At 70.6% G+C, this 14,044-nt stretch carries 21 protein-coding genes; 10 read left to right on the top strand and 11 right to left on the bottom strand.

All coding sequences use genetic code 11. The features are described from left to right. Nucleotides 1-110: 110 nt before the first annotated feature. Together ACZ7SW_RS32145 and ACZ7SW_RS32140 are read right to left on the bottom strand one after the other, a co-directional pair. A complete protein-coding gene (locus ACZ7SW_RS32145) occupies nucleotides 111-629 on the bottom strand; it encodes a Trp biosynthesis-associated membrane protein (RefSeq protein ID WP_470234320.1) in 519 nt (172 codons plus the stop codon). A gap of 202 nt (nucleotides 630-831) precedes the next feature. Continuing rightward, on the bottom strand, nucleotides 832-2,394 hold the full coding sequence (locus ACZ7SW_RS32140; protein WP_470234119.1) for an anthranilate synthase component I: 1,563 nt from the start codon (nucleotides 2,392-2,394) through the stop codon (nucleotides 832-834). 96 nt (nucleotides 2,395-2,490) lie between these two features. Between ACZ7SW_RS32140 and ACZ7SW_RS32135 the strand changes: the two genes are divergently transcribed. After that, complete coding sequence (locus tag ACZ7SW_RS32135) at nucleotides 2,491-3,096, top strand: TetR/AcrR family transcriptional regulator (RefSeq protein WP_470234118.1); 606 nt, start codon at nucleotides 2,491-2,493, stop codon at nucleotides 3,094-3,096. On the opposite strand, the gene ACZ7SW_RS32130 is transcribed toward ACZ7SW_RS32135, so the two are convergent. From ACZ7SW_RS32130 to hisF, 3 genes are read right to left on the bottom strand one after another with little or no spacing between them, the layout of a single operon-like run. Beyond that, the gene (locus ACZ7SW_RS32130) at nucleotides 3,093-3,455 is read right to left on the bottom strand and encodes a DUF1304 domain-containing protein (protein WP_470234117.1); all 363 of its coding nucleotides are present in this window, start codon (nucleotides 3,453-3,455) and stop codon (nucleotides 3,093-3,095) included. The two genes, ACZ7SW_RS32135 and ACZ7SW_RS32130, sit on opposite strands and share 4 nt — an antisense overlap. Continuing rightward, a complete protein-coding gene (gene hisI / locus ACZ7SW_RS32125; RefSeq protein ID WP_470234116.1) occupies nucleotides 3,452-3,811 on the bottom strand; it encodes a phosphoribosyl-AMP cyclohydrolase in 360 nt (119 codons plus the stop codon). Before hisI ends, ACZ7SW_RS32130 begins: the two co-directional genes overlap by 4 nt. Beyond that, nucleotides 3,808-4,581, bottom strand: a complete 774-nt coding sequence (hisF, locus tag ACZ7SW_RS32120; RefSeq protein ID WP_470234115.1) for an imidazole glycerol phosphate synthase subunit HisF — start codon at nucleotides 4,579-4,581, stop codon at nucleotides 3,808-3,810. The genes hisI and hisF overlap by 4 nt, the downstream gene beginning before the upstream one ends. Before the next feature lie 97 nt (nucleotides 4,582-4,678). On the opposite strand from hisF, the gene ACZ7SW_RS32115 reads away from it, so the two are divergent. From ACZ7SW_RS32115 to ACZ7SW_RS32100, 4 genes are read left to right on the top strand one after another with little or no spacing between them, the layout of a single operon-like run. Continuing rightward, a complete protein-coding gene (locus tag ACZ7SW_RS32115) occupies nucleotides 4,679-5,194 on the top strand; it encodes a SigE family RNA polymerase sigma factor (RefSeq protein WP_470234114.1) in 516 nt (171 codons plus the stop codon). Next, the gene (locus ACZ7SW_RS32110; RefSeq protein WP_470234113.1) at nucleotides 5,191-6,159 is read left to right on the top strand and encodes a hypothetical protein; all 969 of its coding nucleotides are present in this window, start codon (nucleotides 5,191-5,193) and stop codon (nucleotides 6,157-6,159) included. Before ACZ7SW_RS32115 ends, ACZ7SW_RS32110 begins: the two co-directional genes overlap by 4 nt. Before the next feature lie 16 nt (nucleotides 6,160-6,175). Beyond that, complete coding sequence (locus ACZ7SW_RS32105) at nucleotides 6,176-6,610, top strand: hypothetical protein (RefSeq protein ID WP_470234112.1); 435 nt, start codon at nucleotides 6,176-6,178, stop codon at nucleotides 6,608-6,610. A gap of 19 nt (nucleotides 6,611-6,629) precedes the next feature. Next, the gene (locus tag ACZ7SW_RS32100; protein ID WP_470234111.1) at nucleotides 6,630-7,013 is read left to right on the top strand and encodes a PPOX class F420-dependent oxidoreductase; all 384 of its coding nucleotides are present in this window, start codon (nucleotides 6,630-6,632) and stop codon (nucleotides 7,011-7,013) included. A gap of 1 nt (nucleotide 7,014) precedes the next feature. On the opposite strand, the gene ACZ7SW_RS32095 is transcribed toward ACZ7SW_RS32100, so the two are convergent. Both ACZ7SW_RS32095 and ACZ7SW_RS32090 read right to left on the bottom strand, forming a co-directional pair. Continuing rightward, nucleotides 7,015-7,359 (bottom strand): DUF1330 domain-containing protein, encoded by a 345-nt coding sequence (locus ACZ7SW_RS32095; RefSeq protein ID WP_470234110.1) that lies wholly within the window; start codon nucleotides 7,357-7,359, stop codon nucleotides 7,015-7,017. Between the two features lie 86 nt (nucleotides 7,360-7,445). After that, a complete protein-coding gene (locus tag ACZ7SW_RS32090; RefSeq protein ID WP_470234109.1) occupies nucleotides 7,446-8,372 on the bottom strand; it encodes a helix-turn-helix transcriptional regulator in 927 nt (308 codons plus the stop codon). A gap of 88 nt (nucleotides 8,373-8,460) precedes the next feature. Here ACZ7SW_RS32090 and ACZ7SW_RS32085 point away from each other — a divergent pair, with 88 nt between their 5' ends. After that, entirely contained in the window at nucleotides 8,461-8,886 is a 426-nt protein-coding gene (locus ACZ7SW_RS32085) for a VOC family protein (RefSeq protein ID WP_470234108.1), read from the top strand. A 117-nt stretch (nucleotides 8,887-9,003) separates the two neighbouring features. Here the strand turns inward: ACZ7SW_RS32085 and priA are convergent, their stop codons facing one another. Continuing rightward, complete coding sequence (gene priA, locus ACZ7SW_RS32080) at nucleotides 9,004-9,735, bottom strand: bifunctional 1-(5-phosphoribosyl)-5-((5-phosphoribosylamino)methylideneamino)imidazole-4-carboxamide isomerase/phosphoribosylanthranilate isomerase PriA (RefSeq protein ID WP_470234107.1); 732 nt, start codon at nucleotides 9,733-9,735, stop codon at nucleotides 9,004-9,006. A gap of 193 nt (nucleotides 9,736-9,928) precedes the next feature. After that, nucleotides 9,929-10,552, bottom strand: coding sequence for an imidazole glycerol phosphate synthase subunit HisH (gene hisH / locus ACZ7SW_RS32075; protein ID WP_470234319.1), 624 nt, complete (start codon nucleotides 10,550-10,552; stop codon nucleotides 9,929-9,931). A gap of 130 nt (nucleotides 10,553-10,682) precedes the next feature. Between hisH and ACZ7SW_RS32070 the strand changes: the two genes are divergently transcribed. After that, nucleotides 10,683-10,868, top strand: a complete 186-nt coding sequence (locus ACZ7SW_RS32070; protein WP_043828918.1) for a hypothetical protein — start codon at nucleotides 10,683-10,685, stop codon at nucleotides 10,866-10,868. 33 nt (nucleotides 10,869-10,901) lie between these two features. Here the strand turns inward: ACZ7SW_RS32070 and ACZ7SW_RS32065 are convergent, their stop codons facing one another. Then, on the bottom strand, nucleotides 10,902-11,792 hold the full coding sequence (locus ACZ7SW_RS32065) for a transketolase family protein (RefSeq protein WP_470234106.1): 891 nt from the start codon (nucleotides 11,790-11,792) through the stop codon (nucleotides 10,902-10,904). Next, a complete protein-coding gene (locus ACZ7SW_RS32060; protein WP_470234105.1) occupies nucleotides 11,792-12,490 on the bottom strand; it encodes a thiamine pyrophosphate-dependent enzyme in 699 nt (232 codons plus the stop codon). The genes ACZ7SW_RS32065 and ACZ7SW_RS32060 overlap by 1 nt, the downstream gene beginning before the upstream one ends. Before the next feature lie 54 nt (nucleotides 12,491-12,544). Here ACZ7SW_RS32060 and soxR point away from each other — a divergent pair, with 54 nt between their 5' ends. From soxR to ACZ7SW_RS32045, 3 genes are read left to right on the top strand one after another with little or no spacing between them, the layout of a single operon-like run. Continuing rightward, nucleotides 12,545-13,006, top strand: coding sequence for a redox-sensitive transcriptional activator SoxR (gene soxR / locus ACZ7SW_RS32055; protein ID WP_116202239.1), 462 nt, complete (start codon nucleotides 12,545-12,547; stop codon nucleotides 13,004-13,006). 46 nt (nucleotides 13,007-13,052) lie between these two features. Then, nucleotides 13,053-13,601, top strand: a complete 549-nt coding sequence (locus ACZ7SW_RS32050; RefSeq protein WP_470234104.1) for an RNA 2'-phosphotransferase — start codon at nucleotides 13,053-13,055, stop codon at nucleotides 13,599-13,601. Between the two features lie 37 nt (nucleotides 13,602-13,638). Beyond that, nucleotides 13,639-13,857: a hypothetical protein gene (locus tag ACZ7SW_RS32045; protein WP_470234103.1), complete on the top strand. Its 219-nt coding sequence runs from the start codon at nucleotides 13,639-13,641 to the stop codon at nucleotides 13,855-13,857. Nucleotides 13,858-14,044 lie beyond the last annotated feature (187 nt).

The raw sequence follows: 14,044 nt of genomic DNA, 5'->3' as shown, positions 1-14,044 counted from the left end.
TACCCGCTGCCGCACTCCTGGGTCCACTCGCAAGCTCGCTCACAAAAACCTTCCCCTTCCCGCCGAAACGATGCTAACCCCCGCTCGATGACCGGCCGGTCCCGGGTTGCTCAGCGACGCGGATCCCGGCCGTCGGTCGGGTCGTCCCCCTCCGACAGCGCCTCCCACAATTCGGTGTCCGGATCCTTGCGCGCCGCCTTGGCTCCCGGTGCGGCGTAACGGGCTCCGAGCTTCCGCGCGGCTCCCGCCCACTTGATCGCTGCCAACCCGCCGAACGCGACAAGAATTCCGCCGAGCACCGCGATCAGGTGGCCGAGCACGATTTCCGTGCCGGGCAGCCCGGGCGCGAACCCGCCGAAGGAGATCCCGTCGACGCCGCTCCAGACGCCCGCCACACCGGCCAGCACCAGCACGATCCCGAGCACGCGGCGCAGCCAGCCGCCGGTCGCGACGGCCCCGGCGACGCCCGCGAGCGCGAGGATCGCGAGCGGCACGAGCGCGGTGGAACGCTGCTCGCCGGGTTCGGTGTACAGGACGGTGCCGCGCACGCCCTCGTCGCGGAATTCGGCGAACCACACCATCCGGGACGCTCCCCAGAGGGCCAGCGCGCCGAGCAGGAGGGCGAGAATGATCGTCCACAGTGGACGGCGGGGCGAAGCGGCGGGTTCGGCCGTCGTCGGCGATTTCCCGCTGTCCGAGGACTCTCCGGCAGCGGTTTTCCCCGAGCCAGGCGATTTTTCACCGACATCCGCCGATTCGGCCGCATCAGGAAGAGCCGCGGCCTCGTGCGCCGCGGCACCGCCGCGCCGCGGTTCCGCCTCCCCGGACCGCTCAGACACCGGCCGAGTCCTCAGCCGGGTCCAGCTCCCCCGCCGGGATCATCGTGCCCGCCGCGGCGATCGCGGACAGCACGGTGCGGGCCTTGTTGAGCGATTCGGTGTCCTCGTAGTCCGGGACCGAGTCCGCGACCACGCCGCCGCCTGCCTGCACGTACGCGGTCCCGTCGAGCATCAGCGCGGTGCGGATGGCGATCGCCGTGTCCGCGTCGCCCGCGAAGTCCAGGTACCCGACCACGCCGCCGTACAGCGCGCGGCGGACCGGTTCCAGTTCCTCGATCAGCTGCATCGCCCGCACCTTCGGCGCGCCGGAGAGCGTGCCCGCCGGGAAGCAGGCGGTGACCGCGTCGAAGGCCGTGGCGTCGTCCTTCAGCTCGCCGGTCACCGTGGACACGATGTGCATGACGTGGCTGTAGCGCTCGATCTGGAAGAAGTCGACCACGTGCACGGTGCCCGGCTTGCAGACCTTGCCGAGGTCGTTGCGGCCGAGGTCGACGAGCATCAGGTGCTCGGCGCGCTCCTTCTCGTCCGCGAGCAGGTCCTTGGCCAGCTGCGCGTCCTCCTCCGGATCCGCGCCTCGCCAGCGGGTGCCCGCGATGGGATGCGTGGTGGCGCGGCCGTCGCGGACCGTCACCAGCGATTCCGGGCTGGAGCCGACGATGTCGAAGCCCTCCAGCCGCAGCAGGTACATGTACGGGCTCGGGTTGGAGGTGCGGAGCACGCGGTAGACGTCGAGCGCGTCGGCCCCGGTCTCGATCTCGAACCGTTGCGACGGCACGACCTGGAACGCTTCGCCCGCCTTGATCGCCTCGACCGCCTTGTCGACGGCCGCGTGGAAGTCTTCCTTGCTGCGGTGGCGGCGGAATTCCGGCGCGGGCCGGTCGAACGTCGCGACGGTCGGCGGCGCGGGCACCCGCAGCTGCTCGGTCATCGCGGACAGCCGGGCCAGCGCGTCGTCGTACGCGGCGTCCACGCGTTCGGCCGAGTCGTCCCAGTTGACCGCGTTGGCGATCAGCGTGACGGTGCCCTCGTGGTGGTCGAACGCGGCGAGATCGGTGGCGAGCAGCATGGTCAGCTCGGGGATGTCGAGGTCCCGTTCGGCCAGCTCGGGCAGCTTTTCCAGCCAGCGCACGGAATCGTAGCCGAGGTAGCCGACCATCCCGCCGGTCAGCGGGGGCAGGCCGGGCAGCGGTTCGGTGTGCAGCGCCTCGACGGTCGCGCGCAGCACCTGCAGCGGGTCGCCCTCGGTGGGCAGGTTGTCCGGCGGGGTGCCGGTCCAGACCGCTTTGCCGTCGCGGACGGTCAGCGCGGCCGGGCTGCGCACGCCGACGAACGACCAGCGCGACCACGATTTCCCGTTCTCGGCGGATTCGAAGAGGAACGTGCCGGGCCGGTCGGCGGCGAGTTTGCGGTAAATCCCCAGCGGGGTCTCGCCGTCGGCGAGCACCCGGCGCACCACGGGGATCACGCGGCGGCTCTCGGCCAGCGCGCGGAAGTCCGCACGGGACGGGCTGACCGGGCCGGGCCCGGCCGTGGACGTGGCTGCTGAGCTGACCATGCCTCTCATTGTGCCGCTACCGCCGCGTCCGCCGGTCGGCGGGCTCTCAATTCAATGACTGTTGAATTCGAGGCGGCGACCAGTCAAGATGGTCCGGTGAGCACCGAAGACACTACCGCGCGCCGCCGCGGCCGCCGCCCCGCTGGTCAGGACACCCGCGCGGTGCTGCTCGAAGCCGCCCGCACGGTGTTCGCCGAGAACGGCTACGAACGCGCGACGGTCCGTTCCATCGCCGGGCGCGCCGGGGTCGACGCGGCCATGGTCAACCACTGGTTCGGCGGCAAGGAAGGCCTGTTCGCCCAAGCGGTGCTGAAACTGCCGTTCGAACCGGCGGAACTGGTCACGGTCCTGCGCGACGGGCCGGCCGACGAACTGGGAGTCCGGATCGCGCACACCTTCCTGACCCGCTGGGACGGCGTCGGCGGCGACACGTTCCAGGCACTGATCCGCAGCATCGCCAGCCACGAGGCGGCGAGCACGGTGCTGCGCGAGTTCTTCTCGCAGTTCTTCACCGAATTGCTGAGCGAACTCGGCGGCGACCGGCGCGAGCTGCGGGTGGCGTTGTGCGCTTCGCAGCTGGTGGGGATGGGGTTGATCCGGTACGTGGCGCGGTTCCCGCCGATGGTGGCGGCGGAGGCGGACACGCTGATCACGGCGGTGGCTCCGACGTTGCAGCGTTATCTGACCGGGGACATCGACTAGCGCGACAGCAACAGGAAGACCAGCGCGAGCGCGCCCGGCAGGACCTGCACCAACAGGATCCGCTTCGACGCCGTCGCGGCGCCGTAGAGACCGGCCACGATCACGCACGCCAGGCCGTACAGCTTCAGCTGGAAGCCCGCCGGGTCGGCCGCGATCAGCCCCCAGATCAGCGCGGCGGCGAGGAATCCGTTGTACAGCCCCTGGTTCGCCGCCAAAGTCTTGCTCTCGCGGGCGAATTCCTCGGTGGTGCCGAACGCCGCGCGCGCCCGCGGCGTGGTCCACAGGACCATCTCCAGCACCACGATGTACAGGTGGATCAGGGCGACCAGCCCGATCAGCACGTTCGCGACGACAGTCATGACGCCCTCTCGTCCGCGAGCAGCAGCCGCTCGTCGGTGTCGAAGCACGTGTGCGTCCCGGTGTGGCAAGCCGGGCCGGTCTGGTCCACCCGCAGCAGCACCGTGTCGCCGTCGCAGTCGATGCGGACCTCTCGCACGTGCTGGACGTGCCCCGAGGTCTCCCCCTTCACCCACAGCTCCTGCCGGCTGCGCGACCAGTACGTCCCGCGCCGCGTGGTGAGCGTGGACTCCAGCGCGTCGTCGTTCATCCACGCCATCATCAGCACGTCCGACGTCGCGTGGTCCACCACGACCGCGGCGATCAGCCCGTCCGCGTTGCGCTTCAGCCGTGCGGAAAGTTCCGGCGAGAGGCTCATCGCACGACCACCCCGCCGGTGCGCAGCGCGCCCTTCACGTCGCCGATCGTCAGCTGCCCGAAGTGGAATACGCTCGCCGCCAGCACCGCGTCGGCGCCCGCTTCCACGGCGGGCAGGAAGTGCTCGGTCGCGCCCGCGCCGCCGCTGGCGATCACCGGGACTCGCACCGCCTTGCGGACCAGGCCGATCAGTTCGAGGTCGAAGCCGGTTTTGGTGCCGTCCGCGTCCATCGAGTTGAGCAGGATCTCGCCCACGCCGAGTTCCTCGCCGCGCGCGGCCCATTCCACCGCGTCGATCCCGGTGCCGCGACGGCCGCCGTGCGTGGTGACCTCGAAGCCGGACGCCGTCGGTTCGCTGCCTTCCGGCACCCGCCGCGCGTCGACGGACAGCACGACGCACTGTGCCCCGAACCGGCGCGACGCCTCGCGCAGCAGCTCCGGGCGGGCGATCGCGGCCGTGTTGACGCTGACCTTGTCCGCGCCGGTGCGCAGCAGCCGGTTGACGTCGTCGGTGGAGCGCACGCCGCCGCCGACGGTGAGCGGGATGAAGACCTGCTCGGCGGTGCGGCGGACCACGTCGAAGGTGGTTTCGCGGTCGCCCGACGACGCGGTGACGTCGAGGAAGGTCAGCTCGTCGGCGCCCTCGGCGTCGTACCGGCGCGCGAGCTCCACCGGGTCGCCCGCGTCGCGCAGGTCGGCGAAGTTGACGCCCTTCACGACCCGGCCCGCGTCGACGTCGAGACAGGGAATCACCCGAACCGCCACAGCCATGCCCCGCAGCCTAGTCGGCCGCTCGGTCAAGCCCGCCACCACGGCTTCGTCACCAATTCGCGCTCCGAAGCATCAAAACCGGACCGTCGCGCGTCTGATGATCGTGACCACCGGTTTCGACGATTTCGTGGCGGAACGCCTCGACGGGCTGCTGCGCTACGCGACCGTCCTCGCCGACGACCCGCATCTGGCGCAGGACATCGTGCAGGACGTGCTCCTGCGTGCCCAGCAGCGCTGGGCGAAGATCGGCTCGCCGCCCACCTACGTCCGCCGGATGATCACCAACGAGTACCTCTCGTGGCGCCGCCGCGCCGCCCGCCGCGTGGTCCCGTCGAACCATTCGGTGCTCGATTCGCTCGGGCCGCCGACCGCCGATCCCAGCACCGCCTACGACGAACGCGACGAAATGCTCGCTTTGCTGGCCACGCTGCCGCGGAAACAGCGCGCCGCGGTCGTCCTGCGCTACTACGAGAACTACACCGACGCCGAAATCGCCACTTTCCTCCGCTGCGGCGTCTCGACCGTGCGCAGCCAAATCTCGCGCGCGCTGGCGACACTGCGCGCCGGCATGCCCTCGTTGCCGCCCGTCCTCACCACCGGAGCAGGAGAATGACCCCGTCGAACGAGACCGAGACGCTGGTGCGCGACAGCCTCGAACGGCTCGCGGAGCGGGCACCGGACGGCAATGAAGTCCTCAACGCGCTCGCACGAGCCCGCCAGCGCCGACGCCGTCCTCGCCTCGCGCTCGCTGCCGCGGCCGCCGCGGTGATCGCGGTCGCCGCCGGGGTGCCGCTGGTGGTCAACACCGTCACCGAAGCGCCCGCGCAGCTCACGCCCGCCGCCGGGCGGCCGGTGCTCGCGTACACGCCGGGCTGGCTGCCGGACGGCTTCACCGAGCAGTACCGCTCGGGCGGGCCCGGGAACGCCGCGCAGGTGCGGCAATGGCAGGACGGGGCGAGCCGGGTGGAGCTCGCGGCGCACTCCACGGCCTATCCGGAATGGGCACAGACCGCGCTGCGCATCTCGGCGTTGAAGGACCAGGTCGTGGTGCACGGGCGGGTCGCCATGGTGACCGGCCCGAGCGACACGATCGCCACGCTGACCTGGATGCCGGACGACCGGCACGTGCTCACCGCCAAGGTGGAAGGCGTCCCGGACGCGCGCACGGTGGCCGAGCAAGTGGCCGATTCGGTCACCCAGGAGCCAGTGCTGGTCCGTGGTGAGGCGCGGTTCGGACCGCTGCCCGAGGGAATGCGCGAAGAGTCCACGACGGTGCGCGGAAGCAACTCGGACAACGCGACGACGGTGCTCGACGCCAGCGGTCCGACCGGCAAGGTGCGCGTGACGATCGGCGGCGGCTCCCCGGCGCTCAGCGGGTCTGGACCGGTGCAGGTGCGCGGCCTGCCCGGGGCTTACGTCCCCGCCTCCGGCCCGGCCGACGCGCAGGTCACCGTGCGGCTGTCGTCCGGACGCTGGCTGACCGCTTCCGGCCGGTTGCCGCGCGAACAGCTCGTCGCGGTGGCGGACGGGATCGTGCTCGATTCGGCGCCGGATTACGCCTGGCTCGGCGCCCGCTGACCACTACCGTGAAGCCATGTCCGAACTGGGGGAGTCTCGGAGCACGCTTTCGCGAGTGGCGTACGCCGTCGGGATCGGCGCCGCGATCATCGCCGTTCTGGTGGCCTGGTGCGTTGGCGCCAACTACCTCGCGCAGCTGACCGCGGGCGAGCAGCTGATCTGCCGGTTGCGCAATCTCCTGCCGTGGTCAGGACTGGGCGTGACGCTGTGGCAGGTCAGTTCTCTTGTGCTGTTCCTGCTCGCCGGAGCCGGGATTTCCGCGCTCCTCGGACGAATCTGGGTGCGCAAGACGGCTGTCGGCATTTGCGCGGCTCTGGTCGTCCTGTTCACCTGGGGCTACGTGGCGACGACCCACGTGGTGATGCACAAGGTGGCCGACCACGGCACCTCGGTCGCCGTGCCGACGGCACCCGGCGGGCAGCAGCCCGCCGACCGCTGCCAAGGGCTGTGACGCCGTCTACCGTAGGGCTATGTCCGAACTGGAGCGTCTCGGCGCCGAGAAGTACGTCGTGCTGACCACTTTCCGCCGCGACGGCCGCGCGGTCCCGACCCCGGTGTGGGCGTCCCGCGACGGCGACGAACTGGTGCTGTTCTCCGAACGCACCGCGGGCAAGGTCAAGCGGATCCGCAACAACGGCGAGGTCCGGCTGCAGGCGTGCGACGTCCGCGGCCGCCGGGTGCACGGCACCGAGGCGAGCGGGACGGCCCGGCTGCTCGACGCCGCCGACAGCGACCGCGTTCGCGGCGTGATCGCCCGGGACTACGGCATCGTCGGGCGGGTGACAATGTTCTTCAGCCGGCTCCGCGGCGGGCCGGAGCGGACGATCGGGATCGCGATCAAGCTCGCCGGGTGAGCTACCGGGCCGTCGCGCGGAGCTGGGCGCCCATGGCGGCCGAATCGTGGTCCGGCCCGCAGCCCTCGGCCAGGACCACGTCGCCCACCAGATGGTCGGTGCGCAGATGCAGGATCTTGCGGTAGCCGGCCGATTCGTACCACGCCTCGGCGGCGGCGAAGTCCGGGAATTCGAGCACGACGGTCCCGCCCGGCCAGGCGCCTTCGAGCACCCGGGTGCGTCCGCCGTGGACCAGGAACCGGCCCTCGAACGGGTCGAGCGTCGCCTGGATCAGCTCCATGTACTCGTAGACCTCGGCGTCCACGATTCCGGGCTGGCGAAGGTGGGCGATGGCGTAGGCGGGCATGTCCGGCTCCTCGGGTCGATTCCGTTGCCTGCCAAGCAATCCTGTCCGCTTCGGTGCACAGCGTCGATTACGTCGCGGGTAATCGTTCAGCTCCCGTAGCGAGCCGTCAGTTCCCGTCCGATGCGGGCGAGTTCGGCCCGGACCGGCTCCGGTTCCACCACCTCGACCAGGTCTCCCCACCCCGCCAGCTGTTCCGCGACAGAGCGCGCCCAGTGCGCCGCCACCTTCACCTTAACCCGGCCGTCCCGCTCCCCGACCACCTCGCAATGCCGCCCGAAATGCGATCGCAGGACGGACAAGTACCGCGCGTCAATCAGCACGGTGGCGGACACGAGCGAGCGCCGTTGCTCCATCTCCTCCACGACCCGCGCCCACTGTTCCCGGAGATCGAAGTCGTCCGGCCGCTCCGAAGGCACGTCCGTGGTCTCCGCCGCCGAGATCCGGTCGACGCGGAAAGTCCGTTGTCCCGCAGGGGTTCCGGCGATGAGATACCAAACGCCGTCCTTGTCGGCGAGACCGTACGGATCGGCTAGCCGCCCTTTGCCGCTGTAGTCGAACCGCACCTTGCGCCGCCGCACGACCGCCTGCTGCAGGGACCGCACGAGCGCGGGCGGCTCGCGATCCCGCTCGCCCCACCCCGCCGGATCGGACACGACGGCCCGCGCGGCGGCTTCGGCGTCGGCCCGGAACGTGGCGGGCAGCGCGCGGACGAGCTTGCGCAACGCCGACGACAGTTCCGGCCCGCCGGCCGCCGCCGGGCCCAGCAGCAGGAACAACGCCTGGGATTCGGCCGCGGTCAGCCCGCTGAGATCGGTGCGCGCCCCGCCGACGAGCGACCATCCGCCGCCGCGCCCGGGCTGCGGATAGACCGGGATCCCGGCCGCCGACAACGCTTCCAGGTCGCGACGGGCGGTCGCCACGGAGATCTCCAGGTCCGCAGCCAGCTCGGCAGCGGTCACCCGGCCGCGGGCCTGCAGCAGCAGGACGGCAGCGACAAGACGGTCAGCGCGCATGTTTTCGATTCTCCCGCCAAAAGTGCTCAGAAGATGAGCACTTTGCCGGAGAAGCTAGTCCGGTAACCGAGCAGACAAGGAATCAGAGATGCTTCGAGGACTCAGCACCGTCACCTTCTACTCCCCCGACTTCGAGGCGGCGAAGCGCTGGTACACCGATCTTCTGGGCGTCGCGCCGTATATGGACACCCCGGCGTATCTGGAGTGGCGCATCGGCGACTACCAGCACGAATTCGGCATCGTGCACAGCTCCTACGCCACGAGCGAGCTGTCCCGGACCGCCGACCTCGCCACCGTCGGGCAGCCTGCGGGCGCGGTCGTTTTCTGGCACGTCGAGGACGTCCCCGCGACGCTGGATCGGGTGGTCGCGATGGGCGCGAAGGTCCACGACGCCCCGCGCGACCGCGGCACCGGGTTCATCACCGCGTCGGTGATCGACCCGTGGGGCAACGTCCTCGGGCTGATGTACAACCCGCACTACGTCTCGGTCCGGGAAACGCTGGTGCGGTCGTGAGGATCTTCAGCGACGAAGCGCTCTGCCACGGCTGGATCGACGGACTGACCCGCCGCCGTGACAACTCGACCGGGCCACCAGTGGGTGATTTCCGTTGCCCAGCACCAATTCCCGCCGTCAGCGAACCGCGGCGAGCGCCTCCGGCAGCGTGAAAGCGCCCGCGTACAGCGCCTTCCCGACGATCGAACCCTCGACCCCGTCGGAAGCCAGCCCGGCCAGCGCGCGCAGATCGTCCACACTGGACACTCCGCCGGAGGCGATCACCGGTGCGTCGGTGCGGGCGGTGACCTCGCGCAGCAGCTCCAGGTTCGGGCCGCGCAGCGTGCCGTCCTTGCTCACGTCGGTGACGACGTACCGGCTGGCCCCGTCGCGGTCGAGCCGCTCCAGGACCTCCCACAGGTCGCCGCCGTCGGACGTCCAGCCGCGCGCGGACAACCGGTGCCCGGCCTCGGTGATCCGCACGTCGAGCCCGATCGCGACGCGGTCGCCGTATTCGGAGACGACCTTCGCCGTCCAGTCCGGGTCCTCGAGCGCCGCGGTGCCGAGGTTGACCCGGCGCGCGCCGGTGGCGAGCGCGGCCTCGAGCGACGCGTCGTCGCGGATGCCGCCGGACAGCTCCACCTGCACGTCGAGCCGCTTGACGACGTCGGCGAGCAGTTCGCGGTTGCTGCCCTTGCCGAACGCCGCGTCGAGGTCCACCAGATGGATCCACTCGGCGCCGTCGCGCTGCCACTGCAGGGCCGCTTCGAGCGGGCTGCCGTAGGAGGTCTCGGTGCCCGCCTCGCCCTGGACGAGTCGGACCGCCTGGCCGCCGGCAACATCAACTGCGGGAAGGAGCGTGAAAGTCACGCGCACAGACTATGCGGCGGGGTCCGGCGCACCGTCCGGGGGATATCCGCTCAGCCCGACGGCCCCAGCGATCTGGGCGAGGCGGCCGCCCGCCGGAACCGGCGAAGTGAGCAGCAGCACATCCGCCTGTCGCCGCGGCGTTCCGCGGCCAGCGCCTGCCCGTCCCGGCCCTGCGAACCCGCCGGAACTCCGGTTACGCCAGCGTGCCGAGCCAGTTGCGCAGCAGCTGCGCCCCCGCGTCGCCGGACTTCTCCGGGTGGAACTGGGTCGCCCACAGCGGACCGTTCTCCACCGCCGCGACGAAATCCTCGCCGTGGTTCGCCCACGTCACCTTCGGCTGCAGTCCGGCGAGGCCGGAGTCCAGCTCCCACTTCCGCGCGGCGTAGGAGTGCACGAAATAGAACCGCTCTTCCGGGTCGATCCCGGCGAACAGCCGCGAATCGGCGGGCGCGCGGACGGTGTTCCAGCCCATGTGCGGAAGCACGTCGGCGTGCAGGCGCTCGACCGTGCCCGGCCATTCGCCGGTGCCCTCGGTCTCCTCGCCGTGCTCGACGCCGCGCGAGAACAGGATCTGCATGCCGACGCAGATGCCCAGCACCGGACGCCCGCCCGCCAGCCGTTTGCCGATGATCCGGTGCCCGTGCACGCCCAGCAGCCCGCTCATGCACGCGGAGAACGCGCCGACGCCGGGCACCACGAGGCCGTCGGCTTCGAGCGCGGCGTGCGGGTCGGCGGTGACCTCCACCTCGGCGCCCGCGCGCGCGACGGCGCGCTCGGCTGAACGGAGGTTTCCGGAACCGTAATCGAGGATCACCACACGAGACACGCTCCCGAGCGTAGTCCCCCGGAGATTTTCGTTCCGACCCCGTTTGGTCCGCGCGGCGAACGGGTACCCACCAAGCTATGTGTGGCACCGCCGGTGCCCCCGGACCCGGAAAGAGGACGAGATGTCCGAGTCCGATCTGCTGTGCCGGATGTTCCAAGCCTGGCGGGAAGACATCGACAGCGTGCCGTTCCCGCAGTTCAGGGAACTGACGATCCCGCTGCAGAAGACCCGCGCGGAGATCGACCTGGCGCGCCGGTCGACCGCGCGCACGGCGAACCCCGTGCGACGCGCCGACAGCGGCTGGTGAGCGCGGGCGGTTGCCCGCTGCCGAAATCCCTCCCTATCCGGTGAAAAACTCCTTGAGGGACAACGCGATCGAATCCGGGTCGAGCCCGTGCACGAGATCGTGGTCGGCGAGCGTGCCGTAGATCCGGATCTCGGTGTCCCGGCGGGTGCCGAGGTTCAGCAGCCGGTGCGGCCGGCCGGCCAGCGCGTCGGCGACGCAGTGCGCGGACGTTCCCTGGAGATACGGCTCCACCAGCGCCACCTCGGCCACGTCGGTCATCGCGGCGCGCAGCCCCTCGGCGTCGAACGGGCGCACCGTCGAGGTGTAGAGCACCGTCACGTCCATGCCCTCGGTCGCTTGCAGCACCCGGTCCAGCATCGGGCCGACCGCGATCACCACGCCGCGGGCGCCCTGCCGGATCGTCTGGAGCCCGACGCCGAGGTGCGGTGCGGAATTCTCCTGCGCGGACAGGCGCAGATACGTCCGGCTGTCCCCCGGCACCGAATCGAGCAGCAACCGCCGCGCTTCCTCGGTATGGCCGGGAACGTGCACGTACCAGCCGGGCAGGGAATCGATCAGCGCGACGTCGCCGGGAGCCTGATGCGTGCGGCCTTCCATCGGCATGTCGTAGGAAGCGCCGCAGGACACCAGCACCGCGCCGAGTTCCTGGTGGCTGAGGTCCAATTTGATCTGTTCGAACGCGCGCTCCACGAGGAACGCGTTGAAGGTGTGCACGATCGGCCGCAGCCCGGCGAGCGCGAGGCCGGCCCCGGTGCTCACGAGCAGCTGCTCGCGGATCCCGACGTTGATCACCCGGTCCGGATGCCGTCGCGCGGCCTCGGCGAGCGCCGCGGCCGAGATGTCGGCGAGGACGACCGCCACGTCCGGGTCGGTGTTGACGATTTCTTCCGCGGTGGCCAGGAAGGTGTCCCGCATGTTCGGCATCAGTGCGCGCCTTTCGGTTCCACGACGGCGACGACCGCGAGCGGGCGTCCGGGATGAGGGGTGGTGAACGCGTCGTACAGCGCTTCGTGGTCGCGGCCGGACACCGTCCGCACGGCCCAGCCCTCCGTTTCGAAGCGGCGCGCGATGCCGCCCGGCCAGCCGTGGGTCGAGGACTGGTTGTCGATGACCACCGCGGTCAGCTTGTCGAGCCCGAGCCGGGCCGCGACGACGATCGCCTCGTGGTTGGAGCCCTCGTCGAGTTCGGCGTCGCCGATCAGCGTGACGATGCGCGAGCTGAACCGGCGGGCTCGCAGGCCGAGCGCGGTGCCGATGGCGATCGGCAGTCCGTGCCCGAGCGAGCCGCTGGAGATCTCGACGCCGGGCGCGCGGACGCGGTCGGGATGGTGGCCGAGCCGCGAACGCGCCGAACTCCAGTCGGCGAGTTCGTCCTCGTCCAGCCAGCCCTTCGCGACGAGCACCGCGTAGTACGCCATCGGGCCGTGCCCCTTGGAGAGCAGGAACCGGTCGCGCCCGGGCCGGCGGGCGGTCTCCGGGCCGAGGTCGAGGACGCGGTCGAACAGCACCCACAGGACGTCCACTGTGGACTCCGCGGCCGCGTGGTGTTTGTCGTCGCCGGTCATCAGCGAGATCAGCCGGGGCAGGTCCGCGTAGCCCGGCTGCGAGGTCGTCGTGGTCATGGTCCCGACAATGCAACCTCGACCAAACTGAAGGTCAAGCGCTAACCTGAAGCAATGACGAGGTTGGCGGACAAGCTGAGCATCGGGCAGGTCGCGGAACGCAGCGGGGTGCCGCACACCGCACTGCGGTTCTACGAGGAGCGCGGCCTGATCACGTCCGAGCGCTCGGCGGGCAACCAGCGCCGCTACGCGCGCTCGGTGCTGCGGCGGATCGCGTTCATCCGCGCCGCGCAGCGGGTCGGGCTGTCGCTGGAAGACATCAGCGCGGCGCTGGAGACGCTCCCCGCGGACCACGCGCCGACGAAAGCGGACTGGGCGCGGCTGTCGCGCGAATGGCAGACCGAACTCGACGCCCGGATCGACGCGCTGCAGCGGCTGCGGGACCGGCTGACCGGATGCGTCGGCTGCGGATGCCTGTCGCTGCGCAGCTGCGGCCTGTACAACGCGGAGGACGAACTCGCCCGCTTCGGACCCGGAGCCAGCAAACTCCGCCCAGTCTTGGAGGGCGGCATCTGAATTCCGTTGCGCGACAGGGTGTCGGTGTGGGTTACTGCGGTTCGCAATGAACGAGAAACATCGAACCCGGGTATCGAAACGACTGTCCCGGCACCTGCGCCACGATCCCGGCGGACTCGGTCTGACCCTCTCCCCCGGCGGCTGGGTCCCGGTCGCCGAACTGCTCGCCGCACTCGCCCGGCACCGCTTCCCGGTGAGCCGGGCGGAGCTGGACGAGGTCGTCGCGAACTGCGTCAAACAGCGGTTCGCCTTTGACGAGACGGGGACGTTGATCCGCGCCAGCCAGGGGCACAGCGTCCGCGTGGATCTGGAACTGTCCGACGCGCCGCCGCCGGAAATCCTCTTCCACGGCACAGCGACACGGTTCCTGCCGTCGATCTGGGCGGAGGGATTACGGCCGATGAAACGGCACGCGGTGCATTTGTCGGCGACCCGCGAGACGGCGTGGAAAGTCGGGTCGCGGCACGGGAAACCGGTGGTGCTGACGGTCGCGGCAGGGGAAATGGCCGCGCGCGGACACGCGTTTCAGGTGAGTGACAACGGGGTGTGGCTTACCTCGGCGGTACCGGCTGAGTTTCTGGCGGTGCTCGAATAGCGGATACTGAGCCGCATCGCTTCCGAGGGAGGTGGCTATGCCGGACTACACGATCGTTCAGTGCAGCCAAGGCCACTACTTCTCCGCCATCTGGCTCCCGTTCGTGTCGCTCAAGGCGATCCGGCTCGGCGACCGGCGGGTGCAGAAATGCCCGGTGTGCCACCGTTTCCGCGGTGTTGCCCGGGTTTCCCCGGACCAGCTCACCGCCGAAGAACTGCGGGCGGCCGAGGCGCTGAGGGATTCCCGGCTGCCGTGATGAGGTTTTCTCAGTAGCCGGTGCGGTGGCGGCGGGGCGCGGGAGTTCCCTGGCTGACTGGCCTGGTCCGCGATGGATGTCCGTGAGGGGAAGGCGGATTCAGGTGGTGGTTGCAACACCTGGTGTCTGGTGGCCTGAGAGTAGCGTGGCGAGGGCTTCGGCGGGTGTGTGCCAGCCGAGGGTTTGG

The sequence above is a fragment of the Amycolatopsis sp. NPDC114484 genome (assembly GCF_055633755.1).
This window is presented reverse-complemented; position numbering and strand designations above follow the sequence as displayed.

Bases quoted from the DNA above. Each gene is read 5' to 3' on its own strand.
- ACZ7SW_RS32140 (WP_470234119.1), bottom strand. From the start codon at position 2,394: ATGGTCAGCTCAGCAGCCACGTCCACGGCCGGGCCCGGCCCGGTCAGC.
- ACZ7SW_RS32130 (WP_470234117.1), bottom strand. From the start codon at position 3,455: ATGACTGTCGTCGCGAACGTGCTGATCGGGCTGGTCGCCCTGATCCAC.
- hisI (WP_470234116.1), bottom strand. From the start codon at position 3,811: ATGAGCCTCTCGCCGGAACTTTCCGCACGGCTGAAGCGCAACGCGGAC.
- hisF (WP_470234115.1), bottom strand. From the start codon at position 4,581: ATGGCTGTGGCGGTTCGGGTGATTCCCTGTCTCGACGTCGACGCGGGC.
- ACZ7SW_RS32115 (WP_470234114.1), top strand. From the start codon at position 4,679: ATGATCGTGACCACCGGTTTCGACGATTTCGTGGCGGAACGCCTCGAC.
- ACZ7SW_RS32110 (WP_470234113.1), top strand. From the start codon at position 5,191: ATGACCCCGTCGAACGAGACCGAGACGCTGGTGCGCGACAGCCTCGAA.
- ACZ7SW_RS32105 (WP_470234112.1), top strand. From the start codon at position 6,176: ATGTCCGAACTGGGGGAGTCTCGGAGCACGCTTTCGCGAGTGGCGTAC.
- ACZ7SW_RS32100 (WP_470234111.1), top strand. From the start codon at position 6,630: ATGTCCGAACTGGAGCGTCTCGGCGCCGAGAAGTACGTCGTGCTGACC.
- ACZ7SW_RS32095 (WP_470234110.1), bottom strand. From the start codon at position 7,359: ATGCCCGCCTACGCCATCGCCCACCTTCGCCAGCCCGGAATCGTGGAC.
- ACZ7SW_RS32090 (WP_470234109.1), bottom strand. From the start codon at position 8,372: ATGCGCGCTGACCGTCTTGTCGCTGCCGTCCTGCTGCTGCAGGCCCGC.
- ACZ7SW_RS32085 (WP_470234108.1), top strand. From the start codon at position 8,461: ATGCTTCGAGGACTCAGCACCGTCACCTTCTACTCCCCCGACTTCGAG.
- ACZ7SW_RS32070 (WP_043828918.1), top strand. From the start codon at position 10,683: ATGTCCGAGTCCGATCTGCTGTGCCGGATGTTCCAAGCCTGGCGGGAA.
- ACZ7SW_RS32065 (WP_470234106.1), bottom strand. From the start codon at position 11,792: ATGCCGAACATGCGGGACACCTTCCTGGCCACCGCGGAAGAAATCGTC.
- ACZ7SW_RS32060 (WP_470234105.1), bottom strand. From the start codon at position 12,490: ATGACCACGACGACCTCGCAGCCGGGCTACGCGGACCTGCCCCGGCTG.
- soxR (WP_116202239.1), top strand. From the start codon at position 12,545: ATGACGAGGTTGGCGGACAAGCTGAGCATCGGGCAGGTCGCGGAACGC.
- ACZ7SW_RS32050 (WP_470234104.1), top strand. From the start codon at position 13,053: ATGAACGAGAAACATCGAACCCGGGTATCGAAACGACTGTCCCGGCAC.
- ACZ7SW_RS32045 (WP_470234103.1), top strand. From the start codon at position 13,639: ATGCCGGACTACACGATCGTTCAGTGCAGCCAAGGCCACTACTTCTCC.